General features: G+C 29.9%; 17 protein-coding genes. 9 read left to right on the top strand and 8 right to left on the bottom strand.

From position 1 onward, the window contains the following. The 3 genes from IDG65_RS13310 to IDG65_RS13300 all read left to right on the top strand — a co-directional run. On the top strand, positions 1–354 hold a 354-nt coding region (locus IDG65_RS13310; RefSeq protein ID WP_206174145.1), incomplete at its 5' end, for an Ohr family peroxiredoxin. A gap of 398 nt (positions 355–752) precedes the next feature. Beyond that, complete coding sequence (locus IDG65_RS13305; protein WP_000590539.1) at positions 753–1,247, top strand: GNAT family N-acetyltransferase; 495 nt, start codon at positions 753–755, stop codon at positions 1,245–1,247. Positions 1,248–1,400: 153 nt separating this feature from the next. Continuing rightward, positions 1,401–2,018 (top strand): LysE/ArgO family amino acid transporter, encoded by a 618-nt coding sequence (locus IDG65_RS13300; RefSeq protein ID WP_000255559.1) that lies wholly within the window; start codon positions 1,401–1,403, stop codon positions 2,016–2,018. 72 nt (positions 2,019–2,090) lie between these two features. Here IDG65_RS13300 and IDG65_RS13295 read toward each other — a convergent pair whose 3' ends face one another. Continuing rightward, entirely contained in the window at positions 2,091–2,672 is a 582-nt protein-coding gene (locus IDG65_RS13295; protein WP_001140696.1) for a histidine phosphatase family protein, read from the bottom strand. Between the two features lie 224 nt (positions 2,673–2,896). On the opposite strand from IDG65_RS13295, the gene IDG65_RS13290 reads away from it, so the two are divergent. After that, on the top strand, positions 2,897–3,133 hold the full coding sequence (locus IDG65_RS13290) for a hypothetical protein (RefSeq protein ID WP_000368687.1): 237 nt from the start codon (positions 2,897–2,899) through the stop codon (positions 3,131–3,133). Here IDG65_RS13290 and IDG65_RS13285 read toward each other — a convergent pair. Beyond that, positions 3,130–3,333, bottom strand: a complete 204-nt coding sequence (locus IDG65_RS13285) for a sterile alpha motif-like domain-containing protein (protein WP_000145163.1) — start codon at positions 3,331–3,333, stop codon at positions 3,130–3,132. The two genes, IDG65_RS13290 and IDG65_RS13285, sit on opposite strands and share 4 nt — an antisense overlap. A 339-nt stretch (positions 3,334–3,672) precedes the next feature. Here IDG65_RS13285 and tsaA point away from each other — a divergent pair, with 339 nt between their 5' ends. The 5 genes from tsaA to IDG65_RS13260 all read left to right on the top strand — a co-directional run bounded on the left by tsaA (position 3,673) and on the right by IDG65_RS13260 (position 5,559). Further along, complete coding sequence (tsaA, locus tag IDG65_RS13280; protein ID WP_001059690.1) at positions 3,673–3,933, top strand: type II toxin-antitoxin system antitoxin TsaA; 261 nt, start codon at positions 3,673–3,675, stop codon at positions 3,931–3,933. Between the two features lie 28 nt (positions 3,934–3,961). Beyond that, complete coding sequence (tsaT, locus tag IDG65_RS13275; RefSeq protein ID WP_000052076.1) at positions 3,962–4,150, top strand: type II toxin-antitoxin system toxin TsaT; 189 nt, start codon at positions 3,962–3,964, stop codon at positions 4,148–4,150. Between the two features lie 187 nt (positions 4,151–4,337). Next, entirely contained in the window at positions 4,338–4,907 is a 570-nt protein-coding gene (gene lnsA / locus IDG65_RS13270) for a lipoprotein N-acylation protein LnsA (RefSeq protein ID WP_001106646.1), read from the top strand. Between the two features lie 87 nt (positions 4,908–4,994). After that, entirely contained in the window at positions 4,995–5,279 is a 285-nt protein-coding gene (locus tag IDG65_RS13265; protein ID WP_001004395.1) for a hypothetical protein, read from the top strand. A 61-nt stretch (positions 5,280–5,340) separates the two neighbouring features. After that, positions 5,341–5,559: a hypothetical protein gene (locus tag IDG65_RS13260; RefSeq protein WP_000005876.1), complete on the top strand. Its 219-nt coding sequence runs from the start codon at positions 5,341–5,343 to the stop codon at positions 5,557–5,559. Between the two features lie 496 nt (positions 5,560–6,055). Here IDG65_RS13260 and IDG65_RS13255 read toward each other — a convergent pair whose 3' ends face one another. The 6 genes from IDG65_RS13255 to IDG65_RS13230 all read right to left on the bottom strand — a co-directional run. Continuing rightward, positions 6,056–6,256 (bottom strand): cold-shock protein, encoded by a 201-nt coding sequence (locus IDG65_RS13255; RefSeq protein WP_001059082.1) that lies wholly within the window; start codon positions 6,254–6,256, stop codon positions 6,056–6,058. Positions 6,257–6,612: 356 nt separating this feature from the next. Further along, entirely contained in the window at positions 6,613–7,299 is a 687-nt protein-coding gene (locus IDG65_RS13250) for a thermonuclease family protein (protein ID WP_001670297.1), read from the bottom strand. 340 nt (positions 7,300–7,639) lie between these two features. Then, complete coding sequence (locus IDG65_RS13245; protein WP_000824488.1) at positions 7,640–8,161, bottom strand: hypothetical protein; 522 nt, start codon at positions 8,159–8,161, stop codon at positions 7,640–7,642. Between the two features lie 329 nt (positions 8,162–8,490). Further along, entirely contained in the window at positions 8,491–9,513 is a 1,023-nt protein-coding gene (gene emp, locus IDG65_RS13240; RefSeq protein WP_000728058.1) for an extracellular matrix protein-binding adhesin Emp, read from the bottom strand. Between the two features lie 352 nt (positions 9,514–9,865). Beyond that, positions 9,866–11,374, bottom strand: coding sequence for a von Willebrand factor binding protein Vwb (vwb, locus tag IDG65_RS13235; RefSeq protein WP_000791703.1), 1,509 nt, complete (start codon positions 11,372–11,374; stop codon positions 9,866–9,868). Positions 11,375–11,594: 220 nt separating this feature from the next. Next, the coding region (locus tag IDG65_RS13230; RefSeq protein ID WP_206174142.1) for an LPXTG cell wall anchor domain-containing protein at positions 11,595–12,077 on the bottom strand (483 nt) is incomplete at its 5' end.

Here is a 12,077-nt window from a genome sequence, read left to right as displayed (position 1 = left end):
CGAGCATTAGATATTGATATCGTTCCGCCTGCTCAAGCAGATGGTAAAGCTACTAACCCCGAACAATTATTTGCAGCAGGTTATGCATCTTGCTTCAACGGTGCCTTCGACCTAATTTTAAAGCAAAACAAAGTGCGTGATGCTCATCCAGAAGTAACACTAACAGTGAGACTAGAAGATGATCCAGACTCAGAAAGTCCTAAATTAAGTGTTTCAATTGATGCGACAATTAAAAATGTTATATCTCAAGAAGAAGCTGAAAAATATTTACAAATGGCTCATGAATTTTGTCCATATTCAAAAGCGACTCAAGGAAATATTAATGTCGATTTAAATGTAAATGTTGTAGATTAGCATTAACTTAAAGAGATTATTCAACGTTATTAATAAAATTCACATAAAATTCAAATTTGCCAACCAAAAATTTTTGGTTGGTTATTTTTTCTATTCGTGATTGAAATTTCTGGCAATATTTAACTGAAAATGATTGTCCCTTAGTCATCATAAATGTGACCGGTTCCAATACTGGCTTGACTTCTTCGCATACCGTCTACAAATAAAAGTCCAGTGTCGACCAATAACCAATTCCATAATTTCCTGAACTTAAAAATAAATATAATTAAATTGATAATCCATTTACAAGAATGTGCATATAAATCAATGATTGCAAAATTTTAATAAACATTTTAATATGTAATTAAGAAATTTTTTTAGTACAAAATCTTTCTTAATAATGATTAAGGAGGTCAGTAATGATTAAAATTAAAACATTAACGAATAATGATTTTAATGAGTATAAGAGACTTGTTTCGACAGTCAATGAAGAATTCACTCAAGATTCACATTATAGTCAAACAATGACTGACACCTTAATACATGACATTTTAAATCAAGGTTCACCGAAATGTATTGTATTTGGCTGTTATGAAAACGAAACACTTATCGCAACAGCTGCCTTAGAACAAATTCGATACGTTGGAAAAGAACATAAATCATTAATTAAATACAACTTTGTTACTAATAACGATAAATCGATTAATAGCGAGCTCATTAATTTCATTATTAATTATGCACGGCAGAACAATTACGAATCTTTACTTACATCAATTGTGTCAAACAACATAGGTGCTAAAGTTTTCTATAGTGCACTAGGATTCGACATTCTTGGTTTTGAGAAAAATGCAATTAAAATCGGAAACACCTATTTCGATGAACATTGGCTTTTTTATGATTTGATTAATAAGTAATACAGTTTTATATATTCTACATTTCTCATAAATTCAAATCATATAGGTTCTATTTTTCATACAACTACTCTACTATTGAGTAGTTGTTTTTTTTTGGTATGATATCAATAAGTTTTTTCAGAATATTCTATGTTTTAGGGGTGTCAAAACTTAATGGTAACCGCAATTATTCATGGATTTATCTTAGCGATTGGTCTAATTTTACCTTTAGGTGCACAAAATGTATTTATTTTTAACCAAGGAGCTAATCAACCAAAATATAGATATGTATTGCCTGCAATAATTACAGCCGGGTTGTCAGACAGCTTACTTATCATTATTGCAGTGGTAGGAGTATCTATCATTATTATGTCTTTACCTGTACTTCAAGCAATTATTTATATAGTTGGTTTAATTTTCTTGATGTATATGGCTTGGACCATTTGGCATGATAAACCCTCAACAGATGGAGAAGCTCAAATTATGTCTCCAATGACACAAGTAAGTTTTGCTTTATCAGTTTCATTACTCAATCCACATGCTATTTTAGATACAATTGGTGTAATTGGTAGTAGTGCTGCATTATATAGTGGCAGCAATAAAATTGCGTTTACAATCGCTTGTATTAGCGTTTCATGGTTATGGTTCTTTTTACTCGCAATTTTAGGAAAAATGGTTGGATCAATTGATAAAACCGGAAAATTATTAACAATAATCAATAAAATATCAAGCATAATAATTATTATTGTTGCTCTGATGATATTACAAAAACTTATTCAATTAATATTCTAAAGCGTTATATAGTTGTATTTTAAAAGCGTTATACAAAAGACATACTTGTGTCTATGTATAACGCTTTATTTATTATAAATTTGGATCAATTAACTCAACAAATTTAAATGTTCCATTGTCATATTCAAATTTCAGGATATTACAATTACCGATATTATGCTTTAATGCTTCATCTAGTTTAAGGCAATATCTTAAAAATACTCCCATTATTGTTCCATGACTCACGACTAATGCATTATTCTTTGTTTGAGACATAATGTCATGTAAAGTTTTCACAATGCGATCTTCAACTTGTTGCCTTGCCTCTCCTTTGAAAGGAACAATTCGATCTCCGAATAAGTCCTCAGGCTTGTATAGATTATCAAATAGATAGACTGACTCACCTTCAAATAATCCAAAATGCCATTCCTTCAGTCCCTTAAAACGTTGATACGATTGGTTAGGTGCAACATTTTCAAGTGTGTCACTTGCGCGTTCTTGCGTTGATGATGCATATAAATCGAAGTTTATCCCCTTAGTTTCATAATAACTACGTGCCTTTTGAGCTTGAGCAATTCCAAGTTCTGTTAGCGGCGAATCTCCAAATCCCTGAATTAGTCCCTTAAAATTAAACAAAGTTTGTCCGTGGCGCATTAAATATAACGTTTTAGCCAACAATAACACCTCTTCAATAAAAAGTATTGATAGCTCAAAATGTATTCTCTTTTTATTAAAATGAGTACCAAATATATTAAACCATTATTTAAACTTTTTCGGTAGCAAAAACCTTTGCTTTTGATGAACATTTTTTTCATAAGTAATGATGATTTTAGTTTAAAAGATAATGTGACGGGGTAAAACGCAATGAAGAGTACAGAATTTTAAAGGAGTGAGTGTTTATGGATAATCATAATCAATGTAATTATGTGAATCCACAAAATGTTTCACTTGACTGGGAATGTTTTATAATTAGTAAAAGTGAAATGTTGTTAGATGGTGTACCAAATGAACTTATCAACACTTGGTTAGATAAAGACATTATTACACCATTTTCGATAAGAAATGATGAAATAAACTTTAAAACAAAAGATATTTGGGATGCACTAATACATCATAATTGGTACTACTCAAATTAATTTGCCATATATAAGCTAATAGCTCTATTTGTAGTTTCAATTAATTGATGATCTGTGTAATTAGACATCACATATGCTCTAATTACTTGGTGTCTTTCTTCTAATCGAGGGAATGCTTTATCTTCACTAACGTGTTCGGCCAATATGCCAAATGGTGTGTTATCATTTTGAAAACCCATGATGAAATTGTAAAACGTCATAAGACTTACCCCCTTCATTTATTAAGCGCTATTTAAAGTGTTATTATTAATCTTATCAGAAAACTAGTATTTGTAAATGTGCAAAAGTGATTTTGCACATTTTTTTGTTATCTGATTCTAAAAATATTAACGAATTATACAATTTTAAAGGTTTTTAGTTTGTAAATATTCTTTTCATATTAATACTACACACCTCTATATATGCTCACTTGTTTGAATTAATAAACTTTAGCATTCTACAATAATATTTTAAAAATAACTATACTTTTTATTTACCTATTGGAAAATAGTGTTATCATATTTATTAAGAAGCTATTTTTATACTAGTAGGTGTCAGTCATGAATAACATTTTGTTAAATGCTATCAATATAGTTATTACTACCACTTTTGTTATCTTTAATATTTTAATCACATATAATAAAGATTTAGATGATTTATGTTGGCTCCTGCCTGGTATTATCATTTGTGGTGTGATACTCATCGTATCCTTTACCATTGCAATGATAACTAAAAACTGGTTAAGTGAAATATTATTTTTTATAAATATCGTACTCGTTCTCTATTACATTTATCCTATTTTTTATAGTTTTATAGGTTAATAATTACGGTATATAAGGAGGGTTTCACATGTCTTTACATTTTGCAATTCTGTTTTGGCTAGCATTAATTTTCTTAGTTGCCGCTACGTTTATACTCGTATTAATGAAAAAAACTGGCAAAGAATCTAAAAAAGAGTCCTATTTAAGTTTTACTGTCATTCTCTATATTTTTGGATTCGCTATATTAATATACACATTTATATTTGGTGTGCTATAAATGAAAATCATTTTATATCCAGTCTGAAACGTTCCAATGATGTTTCAGACTGTTTTTTATTCTTAATAGACATTTCACACTCTCATACTTTAATATTTAAGATATGTTTTAGTCTTAAATGCTTATTAAAGATTACAATTCTAATTTAAGACTATTCACATATATTTCTTCAGCAAGGAGCTTTTAAGTGAACTATATTAAACGAACGATAATTTTACTTATATTATTCGTTGTCGTATCCCCTATAAACTCACCAAAAACAATTGCAGATAATAAGTATTCAGAAATTCAAGATGACAAATTCCAATTAAAACCTGGTGATATTATTGTTACAAAAGGCCCTGTCATGTGGGGATTTTTTGGTCATTGTAGTATCGCGATTGATGATAAAACGATTTTACAAATTGAGGGGCCTGGCGACAAACCAACTACACAATCCTTCGAATCTTTTAAATATAATTATGCAAGTGGCAAAAATGATTGGATGAAAGTTTATCGTTGCAGCTATCCTGGTGCAGGTAAAAAAGCGGCTGAATGGGTTAAGAAAAACTATGAAAATACAAATCATCGTTATCTAGTTACATTAAATTTGAACAGCAAAAAATTTACGTATTGTACTAAAATTATCTACCAAGCTTATAAATTTGGTGTAAGTGAAAAATCAGTTAAAAGTTACGGACTACATATTATTTCACCCTATGCAATTAAAGATAATTTTATAGATCCATACAAACTAAGGCTTGTTAAAGCTTATTAACACAGTTTCATCAAATAGTTAAATTAGTTTGTGTTTTGCAATAAATTGGGTATAGATTACAAATGATAATTCAGGAGGCCCAATATTTTGAATGAACTAACTAAAGAACAAAAGTATACAATAGCTAAATTTTACAAATTATATATTGAACGTTCGAATAAGGGAGAAACAGAAACAGTCGCTAACTTTTTTGGCGATGCTAAAGATGCACGTGAAAACTATTTTTGCGATCGTGATTATCAAGACTTCTTAACTAACTGCCAAATTTTAATTCAAAACAAATACTTAACTGGTGAAGTTTTGGACGATAACATTTACAATATTTCTATTTTAAACAAGACATTTATTGAATTTGAACAAAATTTTGGTTGAGCATGAATGTCTCAACTATAAACTTTTTAACCCTATATTAAAGCAGGAGTGAAAAACATACATGAGTGAATGGCATATTAATAATCAATCTACAAAACCTTTTTTAATACAACAAGCGGAGGAGCAATTGTCTATTGTTAAACCATTGCCTAATGGTAGCTTTCAAATACTCACAGAAATAGATTTGGAGAATGGCAATGTTAATAACATCGATCATTCTCTACTTGTTTCTGTAGACCTCAAAGCATTAGAAATAAGTATATTTGACGCTGTAAATTAAACGCAATATTTTTATTTAATTATTTTAATGTTCCGCCTTTTAAATGAAAACAAGATTACTGAATTATTATGAGATTTTAAAAACAATAAATATTCTCAATAATTAATCAGTCTTAATAAAAAATTAACAAAAAGTTGATTAGTTAAATTATTAATTAAGTAGTAAGATATTATGCGATGTGGTATCCTATTATTGTTAAACATTTTGAGTGTTTAACATTACTTCTTGTTATCGCCATATACAGACTTTAATTCTCGTCATTATTAAAGTTCTGTATTGGCGCTTTTTTTTTATTCAAAATCAAAAGTCGGACAGATGAAAAGTAAAAAACTTTTCCATCAGTTCGATTTATTTTAGAACCATTATATATTGTTAGATCTCCACCTATATTTATTGGACAAAAAAGTAACAGCTAGTGCTTTTACCACACCAACTGTTATCGATTTAAAGCATAAAAAAACAGCCCTATACTAAGGACTGTTTGAAAAAGTTAAAATTACATTTTAACTACGTTTGCAGCTTGCTCGCCACGGTCGCCTTCAACGATGTCGAATTCAACTTTTTGGCCTTCTTCTAATGATTTGTATCCATCTTCAGCGATTGCTGAGAAGTGTACGAATACGTCGCTACCATCTTCTCTTTCGATGAAACCAAAACCTTTTTCTGCATTAAACCATTTAACTGTACCGTTATTCATATTGAATACCTCCGTCGTGCTTTTGCACTAAATATTTTGTAACAAATTCATAAATGAAAAGGAGAATATTCTATATAAATAACTCACATTTTTCTTCACGCTCTTTATTACTTAACTTTCATTATACACTTTTAAATATAGAAGTAAAGCATTATTTTATTTTCTGTGATAATACACATTGAAATATATAGTAATATTCCATTTTAATACTAAATTTAAAATTTTTATTTTCTAATATTAAATACACTTGCTTTTGATACTATTTACTTTTTTAATTCTGAATTGATAATAAATCATATCGTGATCTAAAAATTATAAAAGTGCCACTAGCAGCAGTGACACTTTTACAATGAGCATTATTGACCTGAATCAGCGTTGTCTTCGCTCCAAATATTTAATTTCTCTTTTTTCGCTTGTGCTTCACTTTTTCTTAAAAGTTGTTCATGTGTATTGTTAGGTTTATAAACATAAGCAACTTTAGCCAAGCCTTGACGAACTAAAGCTTCGTTTACCATTTTTCCATCAGCATAAATATACGCTAAGCCACGTCCATATTTATCAGTTCTTTGACCTTTGTCAAACTCGACTTCAATTTTCTTTGCATTTTCTACCATTTTTTTCGTAAATGCACTTGCTTCAGGGCCATATTTCTCTACACCTTTTTTAGGATGCTTTGTTTCAGGTGTATCAACTAATAATAGTCTGAATGTCATTGGTTGACCTTTGTACATTAATTTAACCGTATCACCATCAATCGCTTTAATTAATGTCGCAGGTTCTTTATGTAATTTTTTAGTTGAAGTTGCACTATATACTGTTGAATCTTCAGAACCAATTCTATTTACGCCGTTATCTGTTTGTGATGCATTTGCTGAGCTACTTAGACTTGAAACTACAACTAAAGTTAACACTAAGCAACTAGTAGCGAAAAAGAAAAACCTCTTTGCGTATTGCCCTTTCGAAACATTACTGATAGCCATCCCTATAAGTAATATTGAAACAATTGCCATACATATGCCAGCACTTAATAAGTATTCTGTCATAACTAACACCTCTTTCTTTTTAGTTAATTTTAATATTAAACGTTAATTAATTATAATTCTACATTTTTACAATTAATTAATAAAAATTTAATAATTATAATAAAATAACTATACTTACTTTTATGTATTTTCTATATTTTAGGTGTCAGAACTTATATATTTAGCCTTATTTGTAAAATTAAAAAGCCTACAACATGAATCGTTGCAGACTATCATATCGAGACAAAGAGGTTTATTAGTGTCTCTATATCTATGTGGAATTTGAAAAGATTATTTATAATATTTACGGGGATAAATTGTCATTTAAAAACGAGATGTATAACTTATAATTTACTTTGGATTAGCGTTTTTCAGTTTTCTCTATCTTATTATTCACTTTATCAATTTGTTTATTCAAATAATTTTGATGAGACTGACTAAGTGTACTTACTTTTGCAGTTGCCTTAGCGAGATCTTCATAACTTTGTGTATCTTTATAATCGTTAATTAAGCTTTGTGCTTCTTTAACATGATCACGTCTAATAGCGCGTTTGTCACAGTCTGTGAAATGTGATGAGTCAATTTCACTATAGCCATATAACCAACCTTTTTTAATGCCTGTTTGATTAGTATGTAAATCATATTCTATGTAGTTGTCATTAGATAGTGATTTTAGTGTATTTAATTGGCTCTTTTCTACTATTGAAAATTTCTCCTCAGTAGTAATTTCAGTATGGGTTTGTAAAATATTATTATTACCCGAATCTTTTACAACAAAATTAGTTTCAACACTCTCTGTCACTAATGCGTTTGCGTGATTAGAATGCCATAATTGCGTCGCACAAAGTACGCCCATTGTTAATACTAGTACTTTCCTTTTCATTTTTTACTCCTTATTTGCATTGATTGTAAAACCGACTTTTTCACCCTGTTTTCTTCGCCATCGAAATTATATACCAATTTTTTAGAAATAATAATTAACTTGCGATGAACAAACTATTAACAATAATCTTGAGTCTTATATTTATCTTAATTAATAATATATTTATTTAAGATTATGTTACTTCCAACTTTGAAAGTAGAAAAACGGTATAATTTGTTGATGGGTGTTGATTGCTAAATTGCAAAAAACATAGCCTACAACCTCATAGATTGCAGACTATATTTAAAATAATAGGTATTTATCATATCTCGTAAACTTAGTGCCAATTTTTATACTCGTGGTGCTGGTAAAATGCCCTTAAATTCAGGAACAACGTGTGTAGGGCTATAACTTGGAACAGCATATTGATAATTTACATTTTTGATATTTAATGCTGGTTTACCAGTTTTAAAACCATTAGATTGTGAAAATGAGAAATATTTTTTCACACCTTTAACTACTTTATAAGAATAGTAGTATTTATAGTCATATGCTTTATTTACTTTAGCATTTTGATGTGTTGCTGTTGTGTTATTTTGGAAACTTGGTACATGCATACGGTGAGAATTGTGACCATATGGTGGAATTACCTTGAAACTATTTATTTGTGGCACAACACAAAAGTGATTAATTTTAATGCTAGCATGCCCTGGTGTAACAAATTTATGCGCGTGATATCCAGGAACTGCAAAATGATGCTTGATAATTAAAGATTGAGATGGATGTGTATATCTAGGCGATTCTGATGGTTTAACAATAAAGTGTTTATTAATAGAATCCTTTGCATGATTTACATGTTTATGTACATGTGTTGATTTGTATGAAGTAATAACTTTCTTGTAGTGGGTTTGCGTAGTAATGAAGTGGTGGTTTACTTTGTTTTGCGTAATAAATCTATTTACTTCTGGGCCTTTAGCAACAAAATGCTTATCAACTTGTTGTGAAGCTGGATTGTTTGTTGCTACATTCACGCGATTATTGATTTCTTTGTACTCTGGCACAATGTTTCCTAACTTTGATTCTGGTACGACAAAGTTTTTATCTACAATTTTACTTGCTGCTGAAGGATCTGAAATCTTATTCAATTTGCCTTCAGAAACTACAAAATTTTTATTGTCAGTTAAATTACTAACATTTACTTTTGGTGCACTCTTAAATTCATCGTAAGCTGGAATAATTTTATTAATACCTGATTCTGGAACTACAAATTTTTTGTCAACACTCTCTGTCACTGATGCTTTAGCGTGATTTGAATTCATAATTTGTGTAGCAAATAGCGTGCTCATAGTTAAAACTAATAATTTCTTTTTCATCTGTTATTTCTCCTTTATATAGACTCAATATTATAACCAATTTAATTTTCCTGTTATATTCACTAACAGCATTATATACCAGAATTTTCAGTATAATAATTAACTTGAAGTAAACGTTGTCTTAACATTTTTATTGTTTTTCAGCTTAAAATTAATTATTGATATTGATAGTTAAGCATAATAATTTTTTCGTAATATAAAGTGAAAAAAGTAATAGTCCACACCTGTTTAGAATGTGGACTATACTAGATTGCATCATTGAATTGATGACTTTGATATTATTTATTGCTAGTTTAAAATGTTGTGATTTTTACGACAAACTCATTATTTGCTTTGCAGCCATGCATTAATATTATTTGCCATTGTATACTTTATTGATTTGTTTATTAAAACGTTTTTGATGACCTTCACTTAAAGTATTTACTTTTTGTTGTGCATTTAATCGGTCTTTATAACTATGTGTATCTTTATAATTATCAACTAACTTTTGAGCTTCTCTAACGTGTTCACGCTTAATTACACGCTTCTCACGTTCAGTTAGATGAGAAGAATCAATTTGACTTATACCAACCAGTGATCCTGATTTTCTACCAGGTAAAGCAGACGTTTCTTCAAATTCAATAAGATGATTATGCGTATGATTTGAAGTTGTTGGTGATTGATGCGTTGTTGTGAAATCATGACTTTCACCATTTAATCCAGCCAATTGTTTTGGTGCATTATAAATAATTTGTTGCTGAGTTTGACGCTCAACTGTAGGCATAGGTACCTGTGTCGTTGTTTCAGTATATGTAGGCGGTGTTGTTGGTTTCTTTGATGGCTCAGAAACCACAAGTTTCTTGTCGTTTTCGTTGTCGTCTTCGTCATATTCTAACGATACAACTGGTGTGTTATTTTTATTTTTTTGTTTAGCTAAAAATCGTTCTTTTATTTCTTTAAATTTCTTTTCATAATTAGCTTTTTGTTCTTCAGTTACTTCGTTTATTTTAGATTTGTGATTTTGAGTATTTAAACTTCTTTTACTTCTTTTAGATGTATTCGCTTTAGCTTCTTCTGTATCTGCTTTTAGTTTTTTTGCCATTACTATATTTTCTTCATTACTTTCAATTAACGCCGGTATATTCAACGGCCTATTTTCATTGATTTCAACAAAAAATTCATCAATAATTGATTCTAAATCTTCAACTCGTTCTTTAGATAACCTATCATTTTGAGGATGCCTTTCTTCTCTCTCATCATCACTACGGCCAACAATCAAATCTAATTTATTATAAAGATTCTCTCTTGCTTCATGTTTATTTGGAAAAGCGTGTCCAAGCATTAATACTTTATTTTCTAGTTCATTTAATTTTACTCTAACTTCGTAATCTTTATCTCTATCAAATTTTTTCAAATCAGGATTTCTACTTTCGATATCTTGTGTCTTTCTTTCAAACTCATTTTTATTTTCCTTTATTGCTTCATGAATAGCTAAATACCTTTGATGTGTTAAGCCCAATACACCATTTGCAACTTGGTTGTTATTTTTTTTACTACTTTCTATTTTTCTCTCTTCATCTAAAAACTTGTTAAGCGCATCTAATTCAGCAAATAATTTTTTTCGGTAAGTATCCATCGCCTCTTTATATTCAGGTTCATCATATCCATCATTTTTATTAATTTCTGATGTGCACATAACTGTTCGAAGACTATCTTTATATTGACCTAAATTCCATGAATTTGTCTTTTGACCTTTAATTGATAAAGCTTTTGATACATATGGATTCTTCTCCCCAGAAACCACTGCACTCGCATGATTACTTTCCCAAATTTGTGATACACATAATGCTCCCAATGATAAAACTAGCAATTTATTTTTCAACTGTATTTTCTCCTTAATTTTCCCTAATTAACAACCTACCTTACACCCTATTTTTTCGCCAAGCCAAATTATATAACATCTACCTTTTTAAAATAATTAACTGTTGATGAATTAATTATTAATTATATTCAAACAATATATTTGGAAAATCCAAGTAAAAAAGCCACCTTTTAAGGTGGCTTCTTCATGAATCATATTATTAATTTAATATCATTATTACTTATTTCTTATCTTTATTTTCTTTTTTTCTTCTGAAAAGTAGTAATGAACCTAATGATGCTAATAATCCCCAAATTAGTGACGTATTCGCTTCATCTTCAGAACCTGTATCTGGTAATGGCTCTTTACTATCTTTAGCCTCATTTTTATTAGAAGCATTAGTACCATTTTTAGGTGAATTAGGCGGCACTACATTATTGTTAGAACCTGAGTCGGAGTCACTATCTGATTCTGAATCGCTATCTGAATCTGAGTCGCTGTCTGAGTCGGAGTCACTATCTGATTCTGAATCGCTATCCGAATCTGAGTCACTGTCGGAATCTGAATCGCTATCTGAATCTGAGTCGCTGTCTGAGTCGGAGTCACTATCTGAGTCAGAATCGCTATCTGAATCCGAGTCACTGTCTGAGTCGGAATCGCTGTCTGAGTCTGAGTCACTGTCGGAATCTGAATCGCTGTCTGAGTCTGAATCACTGTCTGAGTC

Origin of the sequence: Staphylococcus sp. EG-SA-17 (genome assembly GCF_017151845.1) — a bacterium.
Classification (GTDB): Bacteria; Bacillota; Bacilli; order Staphylococcales; family Staphylococcaceae; genus Staphylococcus; species Staphylococcus aureus.
Note: the sequence above shows the minus strand (reverse complement) of the source record. Positions and strands in the feature narration are given on the sequence as shown.

Excerpts from the sequence above, each read along its gene's own strand:
- IDG65_RS13305 (WP_000590539.1), top strand. The coding sequence starts at position 753 with ATGATTAAAATTAAAACATTAACGAATAATGATTTTAATGAGTATAAG.
- IDG65_RS13300 (WP_000255559.1), top strand. The coding sequence starts at position 1,401 with ATGGTAACCGCAATTATTCATGGATTTATCTTAGCGATTGGTCTAATT.
- IDG65_RS13290 (WP_000368687.1), top strand. The coding sequence starts at position 2,897 with ATGGATAATCATAATCAATGTAATTATGTGAATCCACAAAATGTTTCA.
- IDG65_RS13285 (WP_000145163.1), bottom strand. The coding sequence starts at position 3,333 with ATGACGTTTTACAATTTCATCATGGGTTTTCAAAATGATAACACACCA.
- tsaA (WP_001059690.1), top strand. The coding sequence starts at position 3,673 with ATGAATAACATTTTGTTAAATGCTATCAATATAGTTATTACTACCACT.
- tsaT (WP_000052076.1), top strand. The coding sequence starts at position 3,962 with ATGTCTTTACATTTTGCAATTCTGTTTTGGCTAGCATTAATTTTCTTA.
- IDG65_RS13260 (WP_000005876.1), top strand. The coding sequence starts at position 5,341 with ATGAGTGAATGGCATATTAATAATCAATCTACAAAACCTTTTTTAATA.
- IDG65_RS13255 (WP_001059082.1), bottom strand. The coding sequence starts at position 6,256 with ATGAATAACGGTACAGTTAAATGGTTTAATGCAGAAAAAGGTTTTGGT.
- IDG65_RS13250 (WP_001670297.1), bottom strand. The coding sequence starts at position 7,299 with ATGACAGAATACTTATTAAGTGCTGGCATATGTATGGCAATTGTTTCA.
- IDG65_RS13245 (WP_000824488.1), bottom strand. The coding sequence starts at position 8,161 with ATGAAAAGGAAAGTACTAGTATTAACAATGGGCGTACTTTGTGCGACG.
- emp (WP_000728058.1), bottom strand. The coding sequence starts at position 9,513 with ATGAAAAAGAAATTATTAGTTTTAACTATGAGCACGCTATTTGCTACA.